The sequence below is a fragment of the Methylorubrum sp. Q1 genome (assembly GCF_004683995.1).
Classification (GTDB): Bacteria; Pseudomonadota; Alphaproteobacteria; order Rhizobiales; family Beijerinckiaceae; genus Methylobacterium.
This window is the reverse complement of the sequence record NZ_SRHQ01000012.1, coordinates 44,878-71,383: the sequence shown is the minus strand read 5'-3', so window position 1 is coordinate 71,383 and position 26,506 is coordinate 44,878. Positions and strand designations below refer to the sequence as shown.

At 67.5% G+C, this 26,506-nt stretch carries 22 protein-coding genes and 1 pseudogene; 11 read left to right on the top strand and 12 right to left on the bottom strand.

The window, feature by feature from the left end; all coding sequences use genetic code 11:
* Positions 1–27: 27 nt before the first annotated feature.
* The gene (locus E4V01_RS13190) at positions 28–273 is read left to right on the top strand and encodes a type II toxin-antitoxin system RelE/ParE family toxin (RefSeq protein ID WP_245517550.1); all 246 of its coding nucleotides are present in this window, start codon (positions 28–30) and stop codon (positions 271–273) included.
* A 10-nt stretch (positions 274–283) separates the two neighbouring features.
* A complete protein-coding gene (locus E4V01_RS13185; RefSeq protein ID WP_135298645.1) occupies positions 284–655 on the top strand; it encodes a helix-turn-helix transcriptional regulator in 372 nt (123 codons plus the stop codon).
* Between the two features lie 16 nt (positions 656–671).
* On the opposite strand, the gene murC is transcribed toward E4V01_RS13185, so the two are convergent.
* The 3 genes from murC to E4V01_RS13170 form a co-directional block, all read right to left on the bottom strand.
* Entirely contained in the window at positions 672–2,078 is a 1,407-nt protein-coding gene (gene murC / locus E4V01_RS13180) for a UDP-N-acetylmuramate--L-alanine ligase (protein ID WP_060770346.1), read from the bottom strand.
* Positions 2,079–2,219: 141 nt separating this feature from the next.
* The gene (murG, locus tag E4V01_RS13175) at positions 2,220–3,329 is read right to left on the bottom strand and encodes an undecaprenyldiphospho-muramoylpentapeptide beta-N-acetylglucosaminyltransferase (protein ID WP_060770345.1); all 1,110 of its coding nucleotides are present in this window, start codon (positions 3,327–3,329) and stop codon (positions 2,220–2,222) included.
* Positions 3,326–4,492, bottom strand: a complete 1,167-nt coding sequence (locus E4V01_RS13170; protein WP_060770344.1) for an FtsW/RodA/SpoVE family cell cycle protein — start codon at positions 4,490–4,492, stop codon at positions 3,326–3,328. Before E4V01_RS13170 ends, murG begins: the two co-directional genes overlap by 4 nt.
* Positions 4,493–4,755: 263 nt before the next feature.
* On the opposite strand from E4V01_RS13170, the gene guaB reads away from it, so the two are divergent.
* Positions 4,756–6,246: an IMP dehydrogenase gene (gene guaB, locus E4V01_RS13165; protein ID WP_135298644.1), complete on the top strand. Its 1,491-nt coding sequence runs from the start codon at positions 4,756–4,758 to the stop codon at positions 6,244–6,246.
* A gap of 528 nt (positions 6,247–6,774) precedes the next feature.
* On the opposite strand, the gene E4V01_RS13160 is transcribed toward guaB, so the two are convergent.
* Entirely contained in the window at positions 6,775–7,620 is an 846-nt protein-coding gene (locus tag E4V01_RS13160) for a hypothetical protein (protein WP_135298643.1), read from the bottom strand.
* Between the two features lie 218 nt (positions 7,621–7,838).
* Positions 7,839–8,720, bottom strand: coding sequence for a hypothetical protein (locus E4V01_RS13155; RefSeq protein WP_135298642.1), 882 nt, complete (start codon positions 8,718–8,720; stop codon positions 7,839–7,841).
* 206 nt (positions 8,721–8,926) lie between these two features.
* On the opposite strand from E4V01_RS13155, the gene panE reads away from it, so the two are divergent.
* Positions 8,927–9,865: a 2-dehydropantoate 2-reductase gene (panE, locus tag E4V01_RS13150; RefSeq protein WP_135298641.1), complete on the top strand. Its 939-nt coding sequence runs from the start codon at positions 8,927–8,929 to the stop codon at positions 9,863–9,865.
* A 22-nt stretch (positions 9,866–9,887) separates the two neighbouring features.
* On the opposite strand, the gene E4V01_RS13145 is transcribed toward panE, so the two are convergent.
* The gene (locus E4V01_RS13145) at positions 9,888–10,076 is read right to left on the bottom strand and encodes a hypothetical protein (protein WP_012254268.1); all 189 of its coding nucleotides are present in this window, start codon (positions 10,074–10,076) and stop codon (positions 9,888–9,890) included.
* Positions 10,077–10,171: 95 nt separating this feature from the next.
* Between E4V01_RS13145 and E4V01_RS13140 the strand changes: the two genes are divergently transcribed.
* The 3 genes from E4V01_RS13140 (at position 10,172) to E4V01_RS13130 (ending at position 13,396) form a co-directional block, all read left to right on the top strand.
* Positions 10,172–11,521 (top strand): RsmB/NOP family class I SAM-dependent RNA methyltransferase, encoded by a 1,350-nt coding sequence (locus E4V01_RS13140; RefSeq protein ID WP_135298706.1) that lies wholly within the window; start codon positions 10,172–10,174, stop codon positions 11,519–11,521.
* 135 nt (positions 11,522–11,656) lie between these two features.
* On the top strand, positions 11,657–12,685 hold the full coding sequence (locus E4V01_RS13135; protein ID WP_135298640.1) for an alpha/beta hydrolase: 1,029 nt from the start codon (positions 11,657–11,659) through the stop codon (positions 12,683–12,685).
* Between the two features lie 99 nt (positions 12,686–12,784).
* Complete coding sequence (locus E4V01_RS13130) at positions 12,785–13,396, top strand: phosphatase PAP2 family protein (RefSeq protein ID WP_060770337.1); 612 nt, start codon at positions 12,785–12,787, stop codon at positions 13,394–13,396.
* 184 nt (positions 13,397–13,580) lie between these two features.
* On the opposite strand, the gene E4V01_RS13125 is transcribed toward E4V01_RS13130, so the two are convergent.
* A complete protein-coding gene (locus E4V01_RS13125) occupies positions 13,581–13,808 on the bottom strand; it encodes a hypothetical protein (RefSeq protein ID WP_060770336.1) in 228 nt (75 codons plus the stop codon).
* A gap of 169 nt (positions 13,809–13,977) precedes the next feature.
* On the opposite strand from E4V01_RS13125, the gene guaA reads away from it, so the two are divergent.
* Positions 13,978–15,543: a glutamine-hydrolyzing GMP synthase gene (gene guaA / locus E4V01_RS13120; RefSeq protein WP_060770335.1), complete on the top strand. Its 1,566-nt coding sequence runs from the start codon at positions 13,978–13,980 to the stop codon at positions 15,541–15,543.
* Here guaA and E4V01_RS26685 read toward each other — a convergent pair.
* Together E4V01_RS26685 and E4V01_RS13110 are read right to left on the bottom strand one after the other, a co-directional pair.
* Positions 15,506–15,939, bottom strand: a pseudogene (locus tag E4V01_RS26685) (addiction module antidote protein); the annotation flags it as partial. The gene guaA and the pseudogene E4V01_RS26685 sit on opposite strands and share 38 nt — an antisense overlap.
* Before the next feature lie 254 nt (positions 15,940–16,193).
* Positions 16,194–17,111, bottom strand: coding sequence for an alpha/beta fold hydrolase (locus tag E4V01_RS13110; RefSeq protein ID WP_245517548.1), 918 nt, complete (start codon positions 17,109–17,111; stop codon positions 16,194–16,196).
* Positions 17,112–17,188: 77 nt separating this feature from the next.
* Between E4V01_RS13110 and E4V01_RS13105 the strand changes: the two genes are divergently transcribed.
* Positions 17,189–18,121 carry a LysR family transcriptional regulator gene (locus E4V01_RS13105; RefSeq protein ID WP_245517546.1) on the top strand — a complete coding sequence of 311 codons (933 nt, stop codon included), beginning with the start codon at positions 17,189–17,191 and terminating at the stop codon, positions 18,119–18,121.
* A gap of 483 nt (positions 18,122–18,604) precedes the next feature.
* Here the strand turns inward: E4V01_RS13105 and E4V01_RS25710 are convergent, their stop codons facing one another.
* Both E4V01_RS25710 and E4V01_RS13095 read right to left on the bottom strand, forming a co-directional pair.
* Positions 18,605–21,241 (bottom strand): EAL domain-containing protein, encoded by a 2,637-nt coding sequence (locus tag E4V01_RS25710; RefSeq protein WP_135298638.1) that lies wholly within the window; start codon positions 21,239–21,241, stop codon positions 18,605–18,607.
* Between the two features lie 188 nt (positions 21,242–21,429).
* Entirely contained in the window at positions 21,430–22,161 is a 732-nt protein-coding gene (locus E4V01_RS13095; RefSeq protein WP_135298637.1) for a PRC-barrel domain-containing protein, read from the bottom strand.
* Positions 22,162–22,716: 555 nt separating this feature from the next.
* Here E4V01_RS13095 and E4V01_RS25695 point away from each other — a divergent pair.
* Positions 22,717–23,049 carry a hypothetical protein gene (locus tag E4V01_RS25695; RefSeq protein ID WP_144440022.1) on the top strand — a complete coding sequence of 111 codons (333 nt, stop codon included), beginning with the start codon at positions 22,717–22,719 and terminating at the stop codon, positions 23,047–23,049.
* A 218-nt stretch (positions 23,050–23,267) separates the two neighbouring features.
* Complete coding sequence (locus E4V01_RS13090; protein WP_245517545.1) at positions 23,268–24,275, top strand: sensor histidine kinase; 1,008 nt, start codon at positions 23,268–23,270, stop codon at positions 24,273–24,275.
* Positions 24,276–24,887: 612 nt separating this feature from the next.
* On the opposite strand, the gene E4V01_RS13085 is transcribed toward E4V01_RS13090, so the two are convergent.
* Positions 24,888–25,904 carry a sensor histidine kinase gene (locus tag E4V01_RS13085; protein ID WP_060771571.1) on the bottom strand — a complete coding sequence of 339 codons (1,017 nt, stop codon included), beginning with the start codon at positions 25,902–25,904 and terminating at the stop codon, positions 24,888–24,890.
* Positions 25,905–26,506 lie beyond the last annotated feature (602 nt).

Below are 26,506 nucleotides of genomic sequence, written 5' to 3'. Positions count from 1 at the left end.
TGGCGGAGGACCGCGGTGGGACGGAGCTTGGTTTTCACCCGCGCCGCCGCTCGCGCCTTGAGTCGGATGCCGCGGAATACCGAGGAATGGATTCGCGGCAAACTTCGTCAACTCGCCGACGATCCGTCCGCACTCTCCAACAACGTCAAAGCCCTCAAGGGTGGCGACGACCGATACCGCCTGTGGGTCGGGGATTGGAGGGTGCTCTTCACCATCGAAGCGGATCGGATCATTGTCCACGAGGTCGGTCCCAGGGGCTCGATCTACGGGTAGGAGAGGCACCATGACCATCGTGCGGACCCGCACGCCCTCCGGCGAGGCGATCGTCATCCTGCCCGAGGCCGAGTTCGAGCGGCTGAGGGAGTTGGCTGAGGACATGCTCGATACGCGTACGCTCGACGCTTCCGAGCGCCGGCTGGCGGCTGACGAGGACGACTTGGCTGCCTTGCGCCGGGCGCCGAGCCCCCTTGCCTTCTGGCGGGGCCGGCGCGGCGTTGCTGCCGACGTGCTCGCGCAACTTTGCGCGGTCGAGCCGAGCCTGCTGGCTGCGATCGAGCGGGGTGGAGTCACGGCCGAGCCCGCCCTCTACCAGCGGCTCGCGCGCGCCCTCGACGTCGATGTCGAGGATCTGGCACCCGAGGCGGCCGGCGCGTGAGGCGGGCGTACCCGCGTCATCCCTGCAAAGCCGCCAGCTCTCCCGGCAGCGCGTAGGCCCATTGGGTGATCGTGCCGGCGCCCAGGCACACGACGTAGTCGTTCGAGCCGGCGCGGCCGGACACCAGGCGGGCCAGATCCTCCGGGCGCTCCAGGGCGACCGCGTCGCGGTGGCCGCGGGCCTTCAGGCCGGCAATCAGCGAATCGCGGTCGATACCCTCGATCGGTGCCTCGCCCGCCGCGTAGACCGGGGCGACGATCACCGTGTCGGCGTCGTTGAAGCAGGTGCAGAAATCCTCGAACAGCGACTGAAGCCGGGTGTAGCGGTGAGGCTGCACGATGGCGATGACCCGGCCGTCGGTCGAGGCGCGGGCCGCGCGCAGCACGGCCTGGATCTCCACCGGGTGGTGGCCGTAATCGTCGAAGATGGTCGCGCCGTTCCACTCGCCCGTGCGGGTGAAGCGGCGCTTGACGCCGCCGAAGCCGGCCAGCGCCTTGCGGATCGCGTCCGACGGCACGCCGAGTTCGTGGGCCACCGCCAGCGCTGCCGTGGCGTTGAGCGCGTTGTGGCGGCCGGGCATCGGCAGGACGAGATCCTCGATCTCCATGCGGAAGCCGGGGCGGCGGTCGCGGATCATCACCCGGAAGCGGCTCTGGCCGCCCTTCAGGTCGATGTCGATGAGGCGCACGTCGGCCTGCGGGTTCTCGCCGTAGGTGATGATGCGCCGGTCCTCGATGTGGCCGACCAGATCCTGCACGATCGGGTGATCGATGCACATCACGGCAAAGCCGTAGAACGGGATGTTGTCGATGAAGCGCCGGAAGGCGTCTTTGATCGCCTCGAACGAGCCGAAATGGTCGAGATGCTCGGGGTCGATGTTGGTGACGATGGCGACATCCGCCGGCAGCTTGAGGAAAGTGCCGTCGGATTCGTCGGCCTCGACCACCATCCAGTCGCCGGCACCCATGCGGGCATTGGTGCCGTAGGCGTTGATGATGCCGCCGTTGATGACGGTGGGGTCGAGGTTGCCGGCGTCGAGCAGGGTGGCGACGAGCGAGGTCGTGGTGGTCTTGCCGTGGGTGCCGGCCACCGCGACGCAGGACTTGAAGCGCATCAGCTCGGCCAGCATCTCGGCGCGGCGCACCACCGGCAGACGGCGCTCGCGGGCTTCGATCAGCTCCGGGTTGTCGCGGCGGATCGCGGTGGAGACCACGACGAGGGCCGCGTTCTCGACGTTCTCGGCCCGGTGGCCGACGAAGGTGCGGATGCCGTTCTCGGCCAGCCGCCGAACATTGGCGTTGTCGTTCGCGTCCGAGCCCTGCACCGTATAGCCGAGATTGGCCATGACCTCGGCGATGCCGGACATGCCGATGCCGCCGATGCCGATGAAGTGGATGGGGCCGAGCTTTTCGGGCAGCTTCATATCGAAAACCTTTTGAGTCCGGGGCACTGACGAGCCCCAGCCGTCTCGTTCCGGAATCCGACGATCACGGATCGTCGAACTCCGCGCGTGCGGGGCGGCCGTCGGCCGGACGCGGCAAGCCGTTCGGGCTTGCCGCAGATTTCAGGTCGCGGCCGCCGTCTCGGCGACGAGCGCGGCGAGGCGGTCGGCCGCGTCGAGGATGCGGGCGGTTTTGGCCGCAGCGGCGGCCTGGGTCAATTTCCGCGGCGCTTCGAACAGGTCCACCAGCTCGGCGGCGAGCCGATCGGGAGTGAAGGCGCTCTGCGGAATCGAGAGCGCGGCGCCGATCTGGGCCAGCGTCGCGGCGTTGGCCGCCTGATCCTGATCCAGCGCTCCGGGCAGCGGCACGAGGATGGCGGGCCGGCCGATGGCGGCGAGTTCGGAGACCGTCGAGGCGCCGGAGCGCGCCACCACGAGATGGGCGCTCGCCATGCGGCCGGGCAGATCCTTGAAGAAGGGGGCCGCCTCGATCCCGCCGAGCCCCATAGCGAGGTAGCGGTTCTGCGTCGCGGTCAGATCCTCGGGCCGCGCCTGCTGCACGAGGTGGAGGCGGGCGCGAAGGTCTTGCGGCAGCTTTTCAATCGCTGCCGGCACCACCTCGCTCATCACGCGGGCCCCCTGGCTGCCGCCGAACACGAGGAGCCGGAGCGGCGCGTTCGCATCGAGGGACGGATAGGGCGTCTCGGCCACGGCGAGCACCGCCGGGCGGATCGGGTTGCCGGTATGGACGCGGCGCGCGGTCGCCTTCTCGGGGACGCCGCGCACCTCCTTGAAGCCGGTGGCGATGACGCGCGCGCCCTTGGCGAGGAAGCCGTTGGCCCGGCCCATCACCGCGTTCTGCTCGTGCAGGATGGTCGGGACCCGCAGAAGCTGCGCCGCCAGCATCGGCGGCACGGTGGGGTAGCCGCCAAAGCCGACGACCGCCGCCGGGTTGAGCCGCCGCACGGCGCGGGCGGCCTGGCCGAAGCCTCGGCCGAGCGTGACGACGGCGCCGGCCCGGCGCAGCACCGAGCGGCCCGAAGGTGTCGCCGAGGCGATGGTGACGATCTCTTCCGCCGGGAAATCGCCCGCGATCGAATCGACGCGGGCATCGGTGGCGAGCGCGACGCGAATCCCGCGATCCTTCAGGGCGTAGGCGAGGCTCTGGGCCGGGAACAGGTGACCGCCGGTGCCACCCGCGCAGACGAGAACCAGGGGGGTGAAGACGGTCACTGCATCAGTCCCGGAACGGCCGAGGGCATGGTGCCGGGCGGGCGCTGGTTGACGGCCGTGGTGCGGGGGCGCTTGCGCGTGAGCGCCACGAGGAAGCCCATGCCGAGCGCCAGCGAGATCAGCGAGGAGCCGCCGTAGGAGACGAACGGCAGAGTCATGCCCTTGGCCGGCATGAGCTGCGTGTTCACCGCCATGTTGATGCAGGCCTGCAGGCCGAAGAGCGTCGTCAGACCGGTGATGGCGAGCCTCGTGAAGGTATCGTCGGTGCGGCGCGCGAGCTTCAGCCCGCGGATGACGATGTAGGCGAAGAGTGCCACGAGGCCCAGGCAGACCAGCACGCCGAATTCCTCGCCGGTCACCGAGAAGATGAAATCGGTATGCGCGTCGGGCAGATGGCGCTTGGCCACGCCCTCACCGGGGCCGGTGCCGAACCAGCCGCCGGAATTGAACGATTCGCGCGACCAGACCTCTTGGAAGCTGTCGCCCGATTCAGGATCCATGAAACGGTTGATGCGCTCGCGGACGTGGTGGAGGAAGGTGTAGGCGGTGAAGACACCGACGATGCCGGCAAATCCGAGACCCGCCACCCAGAACCAGTGCAGCCCGGCGACGAAGAACAGGGTGCACCACACCATCGTGATCAACATAGTCTGGCCGAAATCCGGCTGGAGGATCAGCGGCACGATGGTCATCGGCAGCAGCATGAACGCGAAGATGACGCCGGGCATGTCGCGGCGGTTGGCACCCTCCGAGAAGGCCCAGGCGGTGACGACCACGAAGGCGGGCTTCACGAATTCCGAGGGCTGGAGGCCGAAGGAGCCGAACTGGATCCAGCGATGTGCGCCCTTGATCTCGGGGCCGAACTTGCCGGCGAGGATGCAGAGCACCACGCCGAGCAGCCACGTCACCAGGGCGAAGCGCCGGATGTGGCGCACCGACAGGAACGACACGGCGATGATGAGCAGGATGGTGGGGGCGAGATACATCGCCTGCCGGTTGAGGAAGTAGAAGGTCGGCAGGCCGATGCGTTCGGCCACCGGCGGTCCGCCACCCATCAGGAAGACGAGACCGGCCACCATCAGGCAGCCGAGGCCGGCCAGAAGGCCGCGATCGACCGTCCACCACCAATCCGCGAGGGGGCTGCGTTCGGCGCGCGACATCATGGCGAGGGGCTCGTCTCCAGCCGGCCGGTCCCGCGAAGAGACGCGGACGGCGAGCCCGGATGTTGGAACGTAAGGGTTAACGGTGTGTTGCCGTTCGCCACGAGACGTGCCGGGCGTTGCCGATTGCCGGTCAGCCATGCACCGCGAATGGACGCGCCGGCTTTGCGTGCGCCGGGCGCCCATGATACTGGCCCCTGCCAACCCGATCCCGCTGGCCGCGACCTTCCGGCCCGGCGCAACACTCGTCTCCGGAGTTGGTTTCCATGGCCCGTATCAGCGCTGACTCGATCATCGAGGGCCTGACCTTCGACGACGTGCTGCTGCGCCCCGCCGCCTCGTCGGTTATGCCGGGCGAGGTCGATATCGCCAGCCGCCTCACCCGCACGATCCGGCTCAACATGCCGATCATCGCCTCGGCGATGGACACCGTCACCGAGGCGCCGATGGCCATCGCCATGGCCCAGAACGGCGGTCTCGGCGTCATCCACCGCAATCTCGAGCCGGCCGAGCAGGCCGAGCAGGTCCGCCTCGTCAAGAAGTACGAGTCCGGCATGGTGCTCAACCCGATCACCATCCACCCCGACGAGACCCTCGCCGACGCCTTCGAGGTGATGAAGAGGAACCGGATCTCCGGTATCCCGGTGGTCGAGCGCGGCCCCAACGGCTCGCGCGGCAAGCTCGTCGGCATCCTGACCAACCGCGACGTGCGCTTCGCGACCAATGCCGGTCAGCCCGTGGCCGAGCTCATGACCCGCGACCGGCTCATCACCGTGCGCGAGGGCGTGACGCAGGACGAGGCCAAGCGGCTGCTGCACCAATTCCGCATCGAGAAGCTGCTCGTGGTCGATGACCACTACCGTTGCATCGGCCTCATCACCGTCAAGGACATCGAGAAGCAGGTTACCTATCCCAACGCCGTCAAGGACGAGCAGGGGCGGCTGCGGGTCGCGGCGGCGACCACCACGGGCGATGCCGGCTTCGAGCGGGCCGAGCGCCTGATCGATGCGGGCTGCGACGTGGTCGTGGTCGACACCGCCCACGGCCATTCCCGCAAGGTGCTCGACAGCGTCGCCCGGGTGAAGCAGCTCTCCAACGCCGTGCAGATCATCGCCGGAAACGTCGCCACCGCCGAGGGTGCCCGCGCCCTGATCGATGCAGGTGCCGACGCGATCAAGGTCGGCATCGGACCGGGCTCGATCTGCACCACCCGCATCGTCGCCGGCGTCGGCGTGCCCCAGCTCACAGCGCTCATGGAAGCGGTCGAGGCGGCGCATGGCGCCGACGTGCCGGTGATCGCCGACGGCGGCATCAAGTTCTCGGGCGATCTCGCCAAGGCGATCGCGGCCGGTGCCTCGGTGGCGATGCTCGGCTCGCTGCTCGCGGGCACCGACGAGGCACCGGGCGAGGTGTTCCTCTACCAGGGCCGCTCCTACAAGAGCTACCGCGGCATGGGCTCGGTCGGCGCGATGGCGCGCGGCTCGGCCGACCGCTACTTTCAGGCTGAGGTCAACGATACCCACAAGCTCGTGCCCGAGGGAATCGAGGGGCAGGTGCCCTACAAGGGCCCGGTCGCGGCGGTGCTGCACCAGCTCGCCGGGGGGCTGCGCGCGGCGATGGGCTATGTCGGCGCCCCGACGGTGCCGGACTTCCAGGAGCGGGCGCAGTTCGTACGCATCACCAATGCCGGTCTGCGCGAGAGCCACGTCCACGACGTGACGATCACCCGCGAGAGCCCGAACTATCCCAGCCGCTGATGACGGGGCTGCGCGGTTCCGTTCGGGAATCGCGCGGCGCCGGATTCGGAGTGCCTCATGAAACTCCCGCTCACCGATCGCCTCCGTTCCGGGCACGGCGGCGTATCGGGCGGTTTGCGAGAGACACTCAGAGCCAGAGCAGGCTCGCGATCAGCGTCAGACATTGCAGCAGAACCAGCACGCAGAGCGTGGCTGCGACGGCGCGGTCCTGCGCTGCCGTCGGGTCCGGAGGACGAATGCGCCCCATGGTCGGTCTCCGCGAGACGGCAAACGTAGATCAATCCACGGTTTGGCATTTTAATAAATATCAATTTCGGTCGCGAAAGTCCCGCTGGCTGCAAAAAGTCTCCGCAGGCCTGGGGTGGCCGCGGAGAGAAAGTCTTGGGAGGAATGCATCGGGCCGCGATGGTCCGCCGACGCTCCGGAACTCGAGCGGCGATTTCGGCCGGTGCAACCGAAGCCTCTCACGACTGGATCTGCCCGCTCAATGATGTAGATCAAACCGCGCGAAGTCGCTTCGATAACACGCTACGGTTTCACGGCCGAGGTGGCCGGTGCGGCCTCGGCCTGCTGGTCGATCACAGTCGCGAACTCGTCCGGACTCAAAGTGATGAACCGGCGCAGCGCCTCCTGAAACTCCGCATCCTTGTCAGCGGTGGGGCAGGCGAAGCCGCGGGACTTCGTGACCTGCGCCCGCATCGCCGCCTCGTAGGGCGCCATTTCGGGCTGGAGCGCGGACATCTTCGCATCGACGGCGGCGCGCTGCACATCGGTGGCCGTCACGCCGCAGGACCGCAGCACGATCTGCAGGGCGAGTCCCACCGTATAGGTGGCCATTCGTGCCCGAGGCGGCAGCGGCGCTTCGGCCGCAATCGTTGGCCCGTTCGGCGGGGTCGCGGCGCAGCGTCGCAGGGCGGCGACAGCGGCCGCGAGATCGGGAGCCGCGAGCGCCCTGTCACCATCCGCGAAACGCAGGGACAGCGCCCGCGCCTCCAAGAGGGCCGGTACGATCGTCTCCGGAAGCGCCGTGCGCAGGATCTGGCCATCGCCGGTCCAGATCAGCGTCGCGCCGGCGGGCTTCCCGTCGAGCAGAAGCGGCACGCTGAACCTCTCGCCCGCCGCGAAATCCCAGTTCCGGTCGGCGACCGCGAGCGTGAGCCCGCCGCGATCGATCGCGACGATCACGAGGCCGGCGAGTTCGCCCTGCGCATTCGTCTCGGTGTGGGTCGTCCGGCAGCTGGGGGAGCTGGTTTCGCCGCCACGGCGCTCCACCGTCCATCCGCGCCCGGTCTCGACCGGCGCACGGTCCGCGGCGGCAAGCGGGCCGCCGAGGAGCGTCGCCAGCATCGCTGCCGTGACGGGTGAGAGGCGCACGCGACATCTCCGCGGGGACGGCCGGCCCTCGCCGCCCGCGGAATGCAGGATGGCCAGCCGGCCGAGTAAGCCTAGCCGCAGCCCGTCGGCGCAACCAGCCTCGAAGCGGGCGTCCCTCACAGCGTTTTATGGGTAGGAGCGAAGAAGAGCCTCTCCCGAGAAGCGGGATCGGCCCTCCCTCATTCTGAGCCCCGCCCCGTATTCGCGGTCGCGGGGCCTCACAGCTTCGGATCGGCGGGGGCGTTCGGGCTCTTTTCCGGAGCAGGCTGCTTCTCTAGGGCGGCGACCAAGTCTTCGGGGCTCAGCTCGACGAACTTCCGCAAGATCTCCTGGAAGTCCGCCTGCCTGTCAGCCGCCGGGCAGGACTCGCCGTTGCGCTTCAATTCGCTGCGCACCTGCGCTTCGATCGGTGCCATCTCCGGCTGGAGCGCGGCCATCCTGGCTTCCACGCCGGCGCGCTGCTTGCCGGTGGTGGGGATGTCGCACTCCTTCAGCACGCGCTGCACCGACAGCCCGATCACGTAGGCCGCGATTCGCTGCTGCGACGGCGCAGGAGGTTCGACGGGGGCAGCCGGCGCGGCAACCGCGGCGGACTTGGCCGGCGTGGCATCGCAGCGCCGCAGGGACTCGTAGCCCGCCGCGAAATCCGGGATCCGGAAATCCGCGTCGCTGTCCTCGAAGCGCAGGATCACGGTCTTGGCCGCGAGGAGATCGGGAACGACGCTGTCCGGCAACTGGGTGCGCAAGGTCTTCCCGTCGCCGATCCAGCTCGTCTTCACCTTGATCGGCTTCTTGTCGAGGAAGAGGGGTACCTTGACCACCTGCTCCTTGTCGAAGTCCCAGCCCTGATAGACCAGTACAAGCGCGGCCGAGAAGCCCTGAAGGGCGAAGACGACGGCATTGGCAGCGTTGTTGTCGTCCTTGTCCTCGTAGGCATGGGTCATGATGCAAGGATTGGCGCTGGTATCACCGACTGTCCGCTCGACTTCCCAGCCCTTCACGACTTCGAAAGGCTGACGTTCAGCGGCCGAGACGGGCTGGGCGACAAGGGCGGGAAGTAGTCCGGCCGCCAGAGCGGCGAGGGTCGGCAGGGGGCGCATGGGGGAAATCCGCGGAAGCCAGCAATCGCCGGTGCGGAATGCAGGGGCCGTCTGGTGGACCTAGGCTTAGCCGTTGGACCGTTACAATTCCATCGTGGCGCGCGGCGCGTCGCCGTCTCGAAAATCACCAGCCGCATCCCGTCTCCGGCGGGGTGCGGGCGGCGAGGCTTCGGCGTATGTGAGGACGCAACAGGAAAGGCAGGACGATGCGGATTCTCGTGGTCGGAGCCGGCGCGACGGGCGGCTATTTCGGGGCGCGGCTCGTGGAGGCCGGGCGGGACGTGACGTTTCTGGTGCGCCCGGCGCGTGCCGAGAAGCTGGCGGCGCGGGGCCTCTCGGTCCGTAGCCCGGTCGGCGACATCCGCATCGAGGCGCCGAAGACCGTGACGGCCGACGCGCTCGCCGGGGCCGGACCGTTCGATCTCGTCCTCCTCTCCGCCAAGGCCTACGACCTCGACTCGGTGGTCGCGGATGTGGCGCCGGCCGTCGGCGCCAGGACGGCGGCGCTTCCGATCCTCAACGGCCTGCGCCATCTCGACGTGCTGGATCAGGCGTTCGGCGCCGACCGGGTGCTGGGGGGAAGCTGCTCCATCGTCGCGACGCTGACGGGTGACGGCGAGATCCGGCAGATGACCGATCTGCACACGCTCACCTACGGCGAGCGTGACGGGACGCGCTCCGAGCGGATCGAACGCATCGAGGCGCAGATGGAAGGCGTTCGGTTCCAGCCGCGTGCCAGCGACAAGATCCTGCTGGAGATGTGGGAGAAGTGGGTCTTCCTCGCGACGCTCGCGGGATCGACGACGCTGATGCGCTCGGCGCTCGGCGACATCCTCGCGGCGCCCGGCGGCCGGGCCTTCATCGAGGCGCTGCACGACGAGTGCCAGGCGGTGGCCGGCGCCAACGGGAACGCCGCCCGCGAGAAGGTCTTTGCCGGTGCCCGCAAGATGCTGACGGCGGAGGGCTCGGCGATGACCGCCTCGATGCTGCGCGACATCGAGGGCGGCGCCCGCATCGAGGCCGACCACATCATCGGCGACCTGATCGCGCGCGGCCGGTCCAAGGGCGTAGAGACGCCGGTGCTCGACCGGGTGCTGACGCACCTCAAGGCCTACGAGCACCGGCGCGCCCGCGAGGCGGCCTGATCGGCGCCGCTTGCGCCGTTCCTCAGTACCGGCCGGGCGGCGGCGGGGGCGGGCTGCCGTATTCGAGTTGCGTCTTGGCGTCGGGCCGGCGGGCGGGCGGCGGCACCGGATCGAGGCTGGGCGCGGCCGGTGCGGTGGAGCAGGCGGCGAGCGTGAGCGCGAGCAGACTCGCGCACACCAAAGGCTTCAAACTCAGGCTTACGGACGGCATCCGAGGGGTCCTTTTCTCACTTGTCCTTGACGGACAGGGCCATCGTGCCGTTCTGAACGCCCAAAGTGCCGGAAGCTCGGCCTTATCGTGTCGGGCTGTGGGTCCAAGCGTGGCCGCACGACGGCAAGTTTAACGAAACGTTTCCGGAGCCGATCCTGACCCCCTCCGCCCGCCTCTCCGCCGCCATCGAGATCCTCGACGACATCGCCGCGCGTCGCCGCCCGGCCGCCGACGCCCTCAAGGATTGGGGGCTCGCCCACCGCTACGCCGGCTCCGGCGACCGCGCGGCCATCGCGAGTCTCGTCTATGACGGGCTGCGGCGCCGGGCCTCCGCCGCCTGGGTCATGGGCGCGGAGACCGGCCGGGCCATCGTGATCGGCATGCTGCGCCTTCAGCGCGGTCTGGCCGAGCCCAGCATCGCCTCGCTGTTCGACGGCGCACGCTTCGCCCCCCCGCCCCTCACCGAGGACGAGCGCAAGCGGCTGGCGGAGGGAAGCCTCGCCGACGCGCCGCCGGACGTCGCGGGCGATGCGCCGGCCTTCGTGCTGCCGTCGCTGGCTGCGCTGCTCGGCGAGGCGCTGCTGCCCGAGCTGCGGGCGCTCGGCCGCCGGGCGCCGCTCGATATCCGCGTCAACACCCTGAACCAGAGCCGCGAAGAGGCCCTCGCGGCTTTGGCCGACCTCTCGCCCGAGACGACGCCGCTCTCGGCCCTCGGACTGCGCATCCCGCTCGGCGAGGACGGGCGCGGCCCGGCGCTTCATGTCGATCCGCTGTTTCTGGAGGGCGGGTTCGAGATTCAGGACGAGGGCTCGCAGATCGCGAGCCTGCTCGCCGGGGCGAAGCCGGGCGAGACCATCGTCGATCTCTGCGCGGGCGGCGGCGGCAAGTCGCTGGCGCTCGCTGCGATCACCGGCAACGCCGCCCACATCATTGCCACCGATGCCGACCCGCGCCGGCTCGCCCCGATCCACGAGCGCCTGCGCCGCTCGGGTGCGCAGGTCGAGGTGCGCACGCCGCGCACCGGCAAGGCGCGCGCCGACGTGATGGCCGATCTCGACGGCACGGTCGATCGGGTTCTGGTCGATGCGCCCTGCACCGGCACCGGCACGTGGCGCCGCAACCCCGATGCCAAGTGGCGCCTGCGGCCGGGCAGCCTTGCCGGCCGGCTCGCCGAGCAGGCCGAGGTGCTCGACCGGGCGGCCCGTCTGCTGCGTCCCGGTGGAACCCTCGTCTACGTCACCTGCTCGCTCCTGCCCGAGGAGAACGACGCCGCCGTCGACGGATTGCTCCAGCGCAGCAGGGCGGTCCGGCCCGTGGCGACCGATCTCGCGCCCGTTCCCGGTCTCGCCGAGAAGGTCCGTAAGACGGCCCGCGGCATCCAGATGAGCCCTGCCCTCACCGGCACCGACGGTTTCTATGTCGCGACCATGACACGCAAAAGCTGATCCGAGGCCGGATCGGTTGCGCGCTGATCCCGTTGTTCACCGGAACCGCGCGGGGGACAGGCCGGGGCAGCCGCCACGGACGAGATTCCTGCGCATTGCCGCGGCGGGGGTTTCGATGACGGCGAGGCCGAGACCATGACGTTGCACCGGCGAGCCCTGCTCGCGGGGACGGCGGCGGTGTTGACCGCGGCCGAGGCGCGGGCGCAGGGGGCGGAGGTACCGCCGGCCGTGCGTCTTCCGGTGCGTCCGCAGACCGGCGACGTCGTCCAGCCCCTGCCGAAATCCGCGCCCGGCTCCGACCTCGAAATCATTGATCTGTGGCCGGACCTTCCGCCGGGCGGCGGAGGGCCGTTCCGCTCGGAATACCGATTCGACGAGACCCTGACCGGCGTCATCACCGGCGTGGTGCGGCCCTGTCTTCTCGTGATCCGCCCCCAGCGCCCGAACGGCGCCGGCATCCTGATCGCGGCGGGCGGCGGCTATCTGCGCATCGATATCGGCAACGAGGGACTGCCGGTCGGGCAATGGCTGGCACGCGCCGGCATCACCGCCTTCGTGCTGGTCTACCGTCTGCCGAGTGAGGAATGGCGCGACGGCCCCGATGCGCCACGGCAGGACGCGCAGCGGGCCATGCGCCTCGTGCGCTGGCGGGCGGAGGAATACGGCCTCGATCCCGACCGGATCGGCGTGCTCGGCTTCTCCGCCGGCGGCCACCTGATGGGCGTGACCGCGACCGATGCCGAGCAGGATCTCTACGATGACACCGACGAGGCGGACGGCCTCAGCGCCCGCCCCTCCTTCGCCGGGCTGATCTACCCGATCGTCACCATGCGGGCGCCGTTCGACCGAACCATGTCGAGCCGCCGGGTGCTCGTCGGCGACGACCCGCCCGATGCGCGGCGGCGGGCCTACTCGGTGGAGGTGCAGGTCAACGAGCGCACACCGCCGGTCTTCATGGTCCAGGCCTCCGACGACCGGATCGCGGTGACCGACCATCCGCTTCTGATGTACGCGGCGCTGCGGGCGGCGAAGGTGCCCGCCGAGATGCATCTGTTCGAGCGCGGGGGGCACGGCTTCGGGCTCGGTGTGCCGGGCAGTCCCGCGGCGGCATGGCCTGCCCTGTTCATGGCCTGGATGCGCGGCCACGGCCTGCTGAAGTCGTAACGCTCGGCTTACGATCGCTCCCACGCCGACACCCATCGGCGACGGCTCGCGGGCGCGTCACGTGCCGCGAACCATTGCCGATCCCGGGCGTTTAGGGCCATGCTTGCGAAGACACCGAGACATTCGATCCGCGCCCGCGCCACGCAATTGGCCGTCGGGATCGAGGCGGTCGACGTCGCATCCGGTCTCTCGCTCGCGCGGGCGAAGGATCGTCCGGCGATCCAGGCCATGGGATCGGCCAGCGAAATCGGCAGTTGGCAGGCTCTCTTCGCGTTGTCGACGACGGCCCTGGCCCTCGGCATGGTCGCCCGTGACCGCCGACTCGCTCATGCGGGACGCAACATGCTCACGGCCGGCCTTGTGGCCAGCCTCGTGAAGACGACGATCAAGCGGACGGTCCACCGCACCCGTCCCAACGTGTTCATGGACGAGGGGCACTACGCGCGCGGTCGGCCTGGGACCGGCATCGGCCCCTGGCAATCCTTCCCCTCGGGGCACGCAGCCCTGAGTGTTGCCGTGGCTCGATCGGTAGCGCGCGCCTATCCCAACGCCGCAGCCCCGGCCTATGGCGCCGCGGCCGCCATCGCGGCCATCCAGATCGTACGCGGCGCGCATTTTCCCGTCGATGTCCTGGCCGGTGCCGTGATCGGTGTCGCAGCCGAAGCCGTCAGCCACCGCCCCTTCACGGATGAGGCCCGGCGAGACGGCTGAAGGGACCACGGCTTGTCGAGGCAAAGCCAGTTCCGCAGCGGCGACCGGGCTGAAGGCTCGAGACCGCAGCTTCGCATCCGATGCGGACGATGCCCGGACATCGTCTCCGCGCGATGGCGGTACTCAAAATGAAAACGGCCCCCGTCTCCGGGGGCCGCTCATCGTTCTCGGTGTGGCGTCGTGATCAGAAGCAGCGGCGCTCGCGGGTGACGACCACCCGGCCGAACCGGCCACGACGCTTGGTGACGACGGTCCGGCAGCGCGGACCGCGGACGACGCGGCGGCTGTACTGAGCTTGCTGGAACAATCCGTCCGTCAGCGGAGCGGCGCCGGAAAGGGGAAGGGCCTGGGCCGGCGCGGCGGCGCCGAAACCTGCGATCGTGACGGCGATTCCGAAGAGGGCAGCTCTCATGGTCGGATGGCTCCTGTCCGTTTCGAGGGGCGTGCCGTTTCGCCCCGAAACCGTGAACGTAAGATTAACGGCGGCGACGTCAGCGCTCGCGCATGTGCCTCCTGACCCCAGGCGCGTTGCGCCGTTCCGAGGCCTCGTCTAACCGGTATCGCAGAAGGCCCGAGGCAGCATGACCATCGATACCTCCCACCACGACAAGATCCTGATCGTCGATTTCGGCTCCCAGGTGACGCAGCTCATCGCCCGCCGCGTGCGCGAGGAGGGCGTCTATTGCGAGATCGTGCCGTTCACGAAGGCCGAGGCCGCCTTCGACGCGCACCGGCCCAAAGGCGTGATCCTCTCCGGAGGCCCGGAATCGGTGACGACGGACCTGTCGCCGCGCGCCCCCCAAAAGATCTTTGAATCCGGCGTGCCGGTCTTCGGCATCTGCTATGGCCAGCAGACCATGGCGGCCCAGCTCGGCGGCGAGGTCGAGGGCGGCCACCATGCCGAGTTCGGCCGCGCCGAGGTCGAGATCGTCTCGGACTCGCCGCTGTTTCGGGGAGTCTGGCACGCGGGCGAGAAATACCCGGTCTGGATGAGCCACGGCGACCGGGTGACGAAGCTGCCGGATGGCTTTGCCACCATCGCGATGTCGCGCAACGCGCCCTTCGCCGCGGTGGCGGACGAGGGGCGCCACTACTACGCCGTCCAATTCCACCCGGAAGTGCACCACACGCCGCACGGCGCCCTGCTGATCCGCAATTTCGTGCGCGACATCGCCGGCTGCTCCGGCGACTGGACCATGGGCACCTACCGCGAGGAGGCGATCGCCAAGATCCGCGAGCAGGTCGGCAAGGAAAAGGTGATCTGCGGCCTCTCCGGCGGCGTCGATTCCTCGGTCGCGGCGGTGCTGATCCACGAGGCGATCGGCGACCAGCTCACCTGCGTCTTCGTCGATCACGGCCTGATGCGCCTCGGCGAGGGCGACGAGGTGGTCCGCCTGTTCCGCGACCACTACAACATCCCGCTCGTCCACGTTCAGGCGCAGGATCTGTTCATCGGTGCGCTCGAAGGCGTCGACGACCCCGAGGTAAAGCGCAAGACCATCGGCCGGCTCTTCATCGACGTGTTCGAGGCCGAAGCCAAGAAGATCGGCGGCGCCGCCTTCCTCGCGCAGGGCACGCTCTACCCGGACGTGATCGAGAGCGTCTCGTTCTCCGGCGGTCCGTCCGTGACGATCAAGAGCCACCACAATGTCGGCGGCCTGCCCGAGCGGATGAACATGCGGCTCGTGGAGCCGCTGCGCGAGCTGTTCAAGGACGAGGTTCGCCTGCTGGGCAAGGAACTCGGCCTGCCCGAGGCGTTCGTCGGCCGCCATCCCTTCCCCGGCCCCGGCCTCGCCATCCGCTGCCCCGGTGTCATCACCCGCGAGAAGCTGGAAGCCCTGCGCAAGGCCGACGCAATCTATCTCGACGAGATCCGGCAGGCCGGCCTCTACGACACCATCTGGCAGGCCTTCGCGGTGATCCTGCCGGTCAAGACCGTCGGCGTGATGGGCGACGGGCGCACCTACGACCACGTTTGCGCGCTACGCGCCGTCACCTCGGTCGATGGCATGACCGCCGACTTCTACCCCTTCGACATGGCCTTCCTCGGCCGCGTCGCGACGCGGATCATCAACGAGGTGAAGGGCATCAACCGGGTGACCTACGACATCACCTCGAAGCCGCCCGGCACGATCGAGTGGGAGTGAGGGAGTTCGTGGCGCCCTTGCTCAGGCCGACCGTTCCACCTCGATCGGATGCACGCTGAGGCGCGATCCTAAAGCATCGTCCTGGATATCGGATCCAGGACGAGGCTCCAGGCTCTTGTTTTCGCATCATCTTTTTTCCGAAAGCCGGCAACCACCTTTCGGGACAATGCTTTAGCGACTTCATCACACCCGTGAGCGTGTCCAGTTGCGGGTTCTCTTCATCGGACAGGGTTCGATAGAGTTGGTCTCGCGACCGGCCGACGTCCTGAGCGATCTGTGTGATTCCGCGCGCGCGAGCTCACCGAGCGCGTGGGCGAGCAGCGCCGGATCGTTGTCTTCCAGCACGGCATCGAGATAGGCCGCGATGTGGTCGGGCGTCTTCAGGGGCTCGGCGTTGTCGTAAGGCTGCGTTTAGAGGCCCATCGTCATAGGGTCAGAACCCAATCAGCTCGGTCATGAGGGGGACTGCTCCCGACCCTTCTCGGACCCTGGGAATGTCCGCTCACGGGCAACCCGGCTGACTGTCACCTGTGACCGGGATGGGTGGTTTGCAGATGGTCTGCTTCCGAGCCGCAAGGCATCGAAGCGGACGCTGCCGCCCAGCCCGCTCGCAGCCCGACACAGACTATCGGGAGGTCCGATTGCGGCGCCTACGCCGCCAAGAACCGGACCAGATGGTCGCAGAACTCGCTCTCGGCTTCTTCCGCGACGAAGTGGCCGCAATTCTCGACGATGACGCCCACATGTCGGTCGCATCGCGGCGCAACGGCATCAGCGAGCTTGTTGCCGACGCTCTGGCGCCCGCCGATGGTCATCACAGGCATGACGAGCCGGCGATCCTTCAACGAAGCCACCAGCTCAGCGTCGGCCTTCAAGGTGCGATAGTAGTTGAACCCCGCAGTCATCCCGCCCGGCTTCGCGTAATGCGAGGCGAATTCGGAGATGGCCTCCTCGGACACGGCGTCCTTGCGGTGCGACCAGGCTTTGATTTGGGACGCGATGTAGTCCCGCTCGTGGCCCTTCGTCAGTATCTCCGGAATGCCGGGCGCCATGTGGAAGCCGTAGTGCCAGAGGCCGCCGCGCCAAGTGTCCATATTCTCGGTGCCAGGTACCGAGCAATCGACGAGCACCAACTTCGAGATGGACTCCGGCGCCACCAGGGCCTGCACGAGGGCCGCCTTGCCCCCCATGTCGTGACCGACGAGATGTGCCCGGCCATCCGCCTCCCGCGTGATCAGCTGCCGGATGTCCTCGGCAATGGTGCGCTTGTCGTATCCAGACACCGTCTTCTCTGAGAGGCCGGTGCCTCTGAGATCGGGCGCAATCAGGCGATATCGGTCGGCTAGCCTGTGCATGACACCCAGCCATGCGAAGGACGTTTGCGGCCAGCCGTGCAGCAGCAGGATCGTAGGACCGGAACCCGCGACGCGATAATGGATGTCGCAGCCGTTCAGGCGGGCGGACCGGGTTTCAATCTGGACCGAGCGCGCGCGAGCCTGCGAGGCGGCTGACACGGCGAGGGCGGTGCCCGCGAGGCTCTTGAGGACTGTGCGGCGTTCGATGTCCATGTGTGATCCCCTGCTGTTGGCTTCCATGTTTGGCAGGGGACGGCGCGGACGCTATTCCCCGCGCCGGAAAGTGCCCCATGCTGAACGGTTATGGCCCGATGGATCTCGCAAATTCGCTGCGCGCCTTTGTGCAAGTGCTTGAACGCGGGTCGATGACCACCGCAGCTCGCGACCTCGGGCTGTCCCAGCCGGCCGTCAGCAAGCTGATCCGCAATCTTGAGAGCCATGTCGGGGCAAAGTTGCTCGCGCGCGGACCGACCGGCGCCCGGCCCACTGATCAGGGCGCACGCTTACGAGAGCGTCTCGGCGATACGCTATCGACCATCGACGCGGCGATCGGCGCTGCGAAGGGGGAGGCAGGCGCCATCGGCGGAACGCTGAAGCTGCAGGCGTTGGCCTGTCTCGGCGAACGGCATCTCCACGATATCGCGCATAGGTTCAGGCAGCTCCATCCAAGGGTCGCGGTGGATCTGAGGCTCGACAACATGCCGGCCGATCTTCGCACCGGCGACATCGACCTCGCGTTCGGACACACCCGGGCGAATGCGCAAGAGGTCGTGCAGTCGCGCATCGGGATCGTTCGACGTTACCTCGTGGCCTCGCCGTCCTATGTCGCCGCCCATTCGCCGATCGAGACGCCAGCCGGGCTTGCAGCACACGACCTCATCGTCACGGACGCATCGCTCTCGGAGAACAGCACCCTGACACTGCGACGGAATGGCGAAGACTTGGTAGTCACGATCACACCCACGCTTAGCACGAACAGCGCGAGCGTGCTGCTCGAAGCCATCCGGGCCGGGCGCGGCGTCGGGACGGCACAGCTTCTTCTGGTCGATCGCGATATCGCAAACGGCCAGTTGGTCCGCGTGCTCCCGCACTGGGAAATCCGCCCGTCCGACCTGTTCGTCAGTTACCGGGCCACTCAGCGCCTCAGACCCGTCGTTCGAGCCTTCCTCGACTTCGCCGTGCCGGCGCTACGAGAGGTCGATGGAATCGAGCGGAATCACTGACGTAGACCAACTGCGTCGGTAATGTTGCAGCGTCTGGTCTCGGCCAATGCGCGAACGTCCGCAAATCACCTTGAGCCGAGGTTGCTAGGCGGTTGGCGAACGGCCGTTTTGGGGGAACGCCGATAGTGCTTCCGGCGGCTGGGTTGGGTCGGATGCGAAACGTCCGCTTCGAGGCTAGAGGCTGACTTCTGCTACCCACCCGTTGCAGTCCCTGGGAGCGTCTGCTCTCGGGCTCGACGATCAGCAGCGTCAGACGACCGGGGTGGGTGGATTTTCGCCGGTCCGCTTCCGAGCGACAATTCATGAGAGCGGACATGGTCGCCGCGCCCGTTCACGACCCGTTGCAGGCCCTCGGAATGTCCGCTCCAAGGATGCTGAGGTAGAGGGCAACGACCGGGTTGGGTGGGAAACAGTCTGGCTGCTTTCAGACGTGTCCGGTCCTCAAGCAGACATTGATCTTGCGGTTGTAGCCTGACGGCTGCTTCACGCCGCCTTCCGAGGGGATTGCTCTCTCATAAAAGCCAGGGCCTGCTCCGGCGTCATCGGCTTGCCGAAAAGGAAACCCTGAACCTCCGTGCATCCCGTTTGGGTCACGAGGGCGAGCTGATCCTCAGTCTCGACCCCCTCGGCGGTGATCGCGGTCCCCAGACGCTCGCCGATGCTGACGACGGCGCGGACGATGGCCTGCGCGTCGAGGTCGTCGATCTCGCGTACGAACGATCGGTCGATCTTGATCTTGTCGAACGGGAAGCGCCGCAGGTAACTCAGGCTGGAGTACCCCGTCCCGAAATCGTCCAGCGCGATACGCACGCCGATGGATCTCAGCCTGTGCAGGCAGGCGATGACCGCGTCGCCGTCCTGGATCATCAGGCTTTCCGTGATCTCCAGTTCGAGCCTGTCGGCCGCCAGACCGGAGACAGCAAGGGCGTTCGCGACAGCCGCTTCGAGGCCGGGCCGCTGGAACTGGACCGCCGAGACGTTGACGGCGATGCGCGCCTGGATCGGCCACGACGCGGCGAAGCGGCAGGCCTCCTCCAGGGCCCAGGCTCCGAGGGGAACCACCAGGCCGGTCTCCTCGGCGATTGGGATGAACTCGGCCGGCGAGACCATCCCGCGGGTCGGATGCGGCCAGCGCATCAGGGCCTCGAAGCCACGGATCTGCCCATCCGCCAGCCCGACGATGGGCTGGTAATTCAGCCGGAACTCCCCCTTTCGATGGGCCAGGTGCATATCGAACTCAAGCTTGTTCCGGTCCTCCAGCGCTTCGTCCATTCCCTTGGTGTAAACTTGGAAGCTGTTCCGTCCAGCGGCCTTGGCCCGGTAGAGGGCCAGGTCGGCGTGGCGATGCAGGAGGTCCACTTCCAGTCCATGCTCCGGTGCGTGCGCGATCCCAACGCTCGCGCCGATGGTCACGACCTGGCTGCCGAGATGAATAGGTTGGCCGATGGCGTCGATGACGGTCCGCGCGAAAGCTTGGGCGTCCTCAAGCCTGGTCCCCGGCAAAATGATCGCGAACTCGTCCCCGCCGAGGCGGGCGATAACGCCGTCATTCCCGATGGACTCCCTCAACCGGTCGGCGACGACCCGCAGAAGCCCATCCCCGGCATGGTGTCCGAGGGTGTCGTTGACCGTCTTGAAGCGGTCGAGATCCAGGCAAAGCAACGCGGCTGGAGCGTTTCCGATATCCGCGAGGCACTTTTCAAGGGTTGCATGGAAGACCGCACGATTGGGCAGGTCGGTGAGGTTGTCATGGCTCGCGACGTGGGCGATGCGCGCCTCGGAGACCTTTCGATCCGTGATGTCGATCTGGAGGCCGACGCAGCGAGCGGGCTCACCGGTCTCGTCGTCGAGCATGCGTCCGAAGGACTGCATCCATCGTGGCTCGGCCGGGACGGCAGGGTTGGCGATGCGGAACTCGCAGCTGTACGTCGACCGGTCCGCGATGGCTCGCTTGACCTCGTCCCAGACCCCGGGAAGGTCGTCGGGATGGACTTGCGCCTTCCAATCGGCCAGCGGGATCTCCATAGCGTCCCGACCGACCGGAAGCGGAAGGTTGTGCATGCGGGCACTCATCGGCGAGAGCCGGACGACGTCGTCGCGCATGTCCCACTCCCAGATGCCCGCCTCGGCCGCCTCCTGGGCGAGACGCAGGAGGTCTCCGGTCGCCTTCAGCGCGTTCTGTGCCGCGATGATGTGGTCGATATCGAGCGCCGTACCGAGCCACTCGATCACCTCTCCGCTGCGCTGCAGGGGGATCATGACGATGCGGTGCCAGCGGTAATCCCCGTCATGGCGCCTGAGGCGACCTTCGAGCTCGAAAGCCTGCTTGCTTGAAACCGCGGCCTCCCAGGCGCTCGACATGCGCTCGACGTCGCCCGGATGGTTGCGGCTGTGAGTTCGCCCGCCCGACCTTTCGGTCTCGCCGTAGTAGGTACGGAAACTTGCGTTCCTGTAGGCGGTGACGCGTTTTTCGGGCGAGACGGTCCACACCATCTGCGGCAGGGCATCGGCAAGCGAGGCGTAGCGGGTATTTGCGTCGCGCAGGGCATCATCGGTATCCTCCAGCGTCGCCGCCACGCGACGATGCTCGCTCCGATCCTGGTAGACGCGCAGGTTCGCGGTCACGACCTCGGCCAAGTCGCGAAGTTGGTTGGCCTGCTCGGTCGAGAAGCGTCTTGGCTTGGTATCGATGATGCAGAGCGATCCGACCCGGATGCCGGACCTCAGGATCAGCGGTGCGCCGGCATAGAACCGGATGCGCGGCTCCCCCGTGACCAGGGGGTTCATCCCGAACCGCGCATCCTCCCCCGCATCCTCGACGACGAGAACCTCGTCGGCGAGGATGGTATGATTGCAGAACGCGACGTCACGGGACGTCCCGTCGTCGTTCAGCCCGCAGCGCGCCTTGAACCACTGCCGGTCCTCGTCGAGGAGGGAGACCAGTGCGATTGGCGTATCGAACAGGACCTGAGCCGTTCGGCAGATCGCGTCGAACTGTGTCTCGGGTGCGGTATCAAGGATGTTCAGGTCGCGCAGGGCGGCAAGGCGCTCGGTTTCGTTGGCGGGGCGCAACAAAGCGATGTCCCTCGGCGTGAACTCCAGGATCGGGCGATCCACCATCTTCGAAAAACTAATCGTGATGTCTCGCCGATGGCGAGTTAACCGATCCTTGAAACTCCGGGCTCGTTCTCGAAGATCGTAGGCCGGGAACGGACGTCCCCACGCGCGGCAGACCGATTTGCACCCGACGTCGCGAACGGACGATCCCGCGGCGGCGCACGACTTCCCGCTTCCGGCCGTTCACGGTGTCATCGTCTCACGAACAGGGCGTCGTTTCGATTGCGCCATGCCTCGTCGGAGAGCCACTGGTAATACTGGTCCGGCATGCGGGGAATGCTTTTGAGTTCTGCATCCGGAAAGGGGAGGAAGAAGCTATCCCGCTCCTCCGTCACCTTGAGGGAACGGATCGGCACAACGATGCTGTCCTTGCCGGGGGTGAAGAAGCCACCCGATGCAACGATGGCGTAGTCCCGGCCGTCCTTGCTCCCGAAGATGACGTTCCTGACCTCTCCGACGATCCGGTCGTCGGAGCTGCGAACCTCCGCACCGATGATCTGGTCCGCCCTCAACCCGAGGACGAGACCGTCGACATCGACGAGCGGCAAGGCGCCCTTTTGGTTGCGCCGGCCTTCCGTCGCCCCCCGACGAACCTTCGGCTCCCGCGCCGCCATCTGCTCCTCGGCCGCATCCTCGTCGTTGTCGCCCAGGCTGGTCATCGCAGGCCCCGCGATCAGTTCTCGGATGTTGGCCATCAGACGCTCGCAATCCGCATGGCGACCGTAGGACCAAAGCGTGAACGCCGCATCCCGTAGGCTCCGAAGATCCTTTACGGTCTGCCGATTGGCGGGCCCGTGAAGGTCGGGCCGTTGCAGGATGGCCTCCTCAAGCTTGGCATCCGCAATCTGACACTGGGCAAGGGCAGCACCGCCCCCAAGCGTGCAAAAGAATGAGGCGGCTATAACGAATTGAAAGGGGGTCATCGAGATCCTGGTTTTATAATATCGCCGAAGCAAAACAATATTACATAGCCTTTTTTATTAGAGGAACTTATTGAATGTGAAAAGGCTCGGCGCTGAAGGTCCGGCTTCAACGGCGGGATTATAGCTGCCTAAGCAGAGCGTTCGATTGTCCCTGGCCTCGCCCTTGGACCTGATTGACGTCTGTTCCTCGACGCGATGCCTGGGCGTCGCCTGTCGTCCGTCGCGCGAATGCGCCGACGTCATGCTCTCGATTGAGACTCGTCTTCCGGTAATGGGATCCAGTATGGCCACGATTTGCCTCGCTACCGTAAATCGAGCGGAGCCCTGCTACGGTCAAGGTTAAGATCTCAAGTTCCGAGAAGTTCCGATACCAATTCGTAAATACGAACTTTATTTTAGGAATGGATGTCCTTCGGGCATAAATCCAATCTCAGTCATTGTTTTACGCAGATTAGGGCTTATATTGACTCAATCGCTGGCCACTACTTTTGGGCGTCGGCGCCTGAGAGTTCGATGTGCTCCCGCCTGATCCACGCGGGGAGCGACATGGCACGCATGACCTTCGATACGCACGACGAGCGGCTTACCATCGTCCAGGGTTCGGTCGAGGGCACCGGCCTCTCCGCCGAGCGTGGGGATGTCCGACGCTCTCACCTGCCGACCTGTGTAGAGCTAGCTCTCGTTGACATCGCGACCGAACCGACCATCGTCGTACGGGATTACTCCAAAGCCTCAATGAGGACGACGAGGGGTCTTTCCTTCGTGGGAGGGGGGCCCGAGTCCACGAACGTGGACGCCGTGCCATCGTCGCACTTCGATGCGGCTTCGCCGGTATGCATGATGCAGGATCCATCCCTCCTTCTCGCATCGACGGGAGCCCCGGCTTGAAGGGGGCCGAGGGTTCGGAGCCTTCACTCCAAGGCCGGAACGCCGCGCTCGAAGCGGAGATCGCTCGCCTGAGGCGTGCCCTCGACGAATCTGTCCGGCGCGGGGGCGCAGGGTCGCCTGGGTCCGTCATGGAGCAGGAGCGTGAGATTTCGGAGGGTAGGGCTGCCCTGGCGCTTGCGGAGACACGCCTGGCCGAATGCGAGCGATCCCTCGTCGACATGACGGCACGCCTCGCATCGCTAGGGCTGAGCGAGGCCCGCTATCGCCTCGCCGTCGAGAGCGCCAGGGACTACGCCATCTTCACCTTGGATCTCTCCGGGCGCATCACCGGCTGGAACAGCGGAGCGGAGAACCTGCTCGGGTGGGACGAGGGGGAGGCCATCGGCCAGCCGGTGAACGTCATCTTCACGCCCGAGGACAATGAAGACGCCATCGCCGAGGAGGAGATGAGGCTGGCCGTCACGGAGGGCCGGGCCGACGACGACCGCTGGCACTTGCGCAAGGACGGCGGACGGTTCTGGGCCAACGGCCTCATGATGCCGATGCGCGACGACGCAGGCGGCCTCACGGGCTTCCTGAAGATCCTACGGGACCTTACCGAAGCGCAGCTTGCCAGCGAGCACCAGCAGATCCTCATCCACGAGCTCAACCATCGGGTGAAGAACACGCTCGCCACGGTTCAGGCCTTCACGACGCAGACGCTGCGGTCGGCGGTCTCCCTGCAGGAGGCACGGGATACCATCACGGCGCGCCTCATCGCCCTGGCCAAGGCGCACGACGTGCTCACTGCCGAGAAGTGGGAAAGCGCCGACCTCGGCCGGTTGGTGCAGGACGCGCTGAGCCTCCACAATGCCCTTGCGCAACGCTGCCGCTGGGACGGCGAGCCTGTACGCGTGGTGCCGCGGTGCGCGCTGGCGCTGTCGATGATGCTGCATGAGCTCACGACGAACGCGACCAAGTACGGGGCCCTGTCGAACGAGACGGGCACCGTGACGATATCTTGGGCGGCGTTCGATGACGTCGGTGCTTCACCCGAAGCTATGCAACGCATCAAGCTGCGCTGGCAGGAGGCGGGTGGCCCACCGGTGCTACCCCCGACCCGGCGAGGCTTCGGCAGCCGGATGATCGAGAGGGGCGTGGCTAACGAGCTTGGGGGAGAGGTGCGCATCTTGTTCGAGTCGGACGGCCTCGTTTGCACCCTGGACATTCCGCTCGAACCCCCTTGAGGCGCATGCATGGGCGCAGGACGTCTCACAAACCTGGCGAGAGCGGCCCGGGGTGCGCCGCCGGGCACCTCGCCGCAACGAGTCCCATGATGGGGCGGCAAAGTCCTTGGAACGGGTGGGCGCGGAGGGCCAAGGCGACCTTGCGGCAGGCGTGGGGGCCGGAACCCCATCCGGACTTGCCCCTCGGCGACGAGACAGGGGGCGGCGGCGCCGGTTGGGCGTTCTCCCTGTGAGGGTCGAAGAGACCCAACGGAAAGGTCAACGATCCCCAGGCGGTCTTGGCACGTCACGGCGCACGCGGCCCATCCGTTCGGTCTACGAGGGGTCGGCGGCTCGCCTGCCCGACCCGGCCGGAGATGGTCCCATCGCCGTCGGCTCCGGGCCGTCGGTCCGGCTGGCATACGGGGGAACGTCGACCAGCGTCCCGATCAGGCGAAGCAGGGCTCGCTGCTCCGGCTTGCCGGTTCTCCCGTTGGGATGACCCTACGCCCGGTCGCGGGACGATGCGAGGAAACGGCATCGGCGGAGGCAGGGCCGGATCAATCGCGTCCAAGCACCGGGGCCGGACCTTGCAAGGGACGGCGTTCCCGGGCGGGCCGATGGCTCGAGCCATTACGCCACGAGGTATGCCTTGTTCATTCGAAGCATGACGACGACGCCGGCCGCGTCCCACTCGCGCTCGATGGACCCGTCCAACTGCTGGGTCATCGCGCGCTTGAGCAATTTGCTCCCGTAACCCCCAGGGCCGGTCGGCGCGGTCACGGGCGGACCGCCGCGTTCCGTCCAGGTGATCACCACCGCGTCCTCGTGAACGGGAGACGATACGTCGAGCGTGCCGGTCGGGACCGAGAGGGCGCCGTACTTGAGGGAGTTCGTGGCGAGCTCGTGCACCACGAGGGCCAACGTCGTCGCGGCCGCCTCGCCGACGCCCATCCTCGGGACTGAGACACGGATGCGGCCGCTGAAGGCGCCCATGTCGTCATAGGGCGCGAGCAGGATGGCAAGAAGGTCGCCGAGGAGTGCGGCCTTCCCGTCCCCACCGGGGAGTGGCCGGACGAGGTCGTGGGCTCGCCCGAGGGCGGTGAGCCGCTGGGTCAGCTCGCGCGCCATGTCGACCGTGGTGGTGGTCGATCGGGAGGTGATGGCGGTCAGGGCCGTGGCGATGGCCAGCAGGTTCTTGACCCGGTGGCTCATCTCGCCCGCGAGAAGCTCGTGGCCCTCCTCGGCCTGCTTGCGTCCCGTCGCATCGAGGAAGACGCCGAACATCACCGCTCCGATGATCCCCTGGTCGTCGCCCTGCCCCCGCGCCGAGATCCAGCGGACCTCGTTGCCATCCATGATCCGAAAATCGGTCTCGTAGGGTCCGAGGATGGCGCGCGTCGCCGAGAAGGCCGCCCTGACACGGTCGCGGTCGGCCGGATGGATGCGCGAGGACAGGTCCTCGAAGCTCACGTGGGGTTTGGGCGGAAGTCCCCAGAGCCCGAAGCCACGGGCGTCCATGGCGAAGGTGTCGTCGTCGACGTTCCAGGACCACAGCGCGACTTCGGCAGCCTCGATGGCCAGCCGCAGGTGCCGGGCGGTCCAGGAGGGAGCGCTGTCGGGTGCCGGTGTCGCCGCGACCTTTCCCATCGAACCCGCCGCACCCCCTCGGACCCCCGCCATGCCGGAAGCGCTTCGTCCGAAGACGTACATCGCTTCGGCGCGGACGTACAAGGACGCGCACGCGCATTCCCTCGGAGGGATGAACGGCTGGCCGACGCCATTTGCTGTTACGCTGCCGTCATGGCCGGATGCCGAGCCCGGTCCTGGGGGGCATCTTCCGCGATGCTTCCCGCCACATCCGCAGCCTGATAAGCCATCGATGTCCGAGCCTCCCTTGCCGACCGCCACGGCACTTTCCGGCGGCGATGCGAAGACGGTCGGTGGCGATGGGCCTCCCGTCGACGGGGCGGTCGCATACGCGACGTCGCCCGCATCGAGGTGCTGGACGAGGCGTCGGGGCCCGTCCGCATATGGCTGAGGCATTGCGCACACGTGGTTTGGCCGAACAGCTTCCGTAGTGCCATCCACCTTTACGGGCATTCGCATGGCAGCCCTGCCGGGGACGGCGGCGGGCCTGATGTCGGTGTCGACTGCTGGGATTGGATGCCGGTCACCCTGGACAGGATCCATGAGCGTCTGGCCGAGAACGCCGCGAGGGCCGGCTTGTGACCGCCTCTGCTGACCGTCAA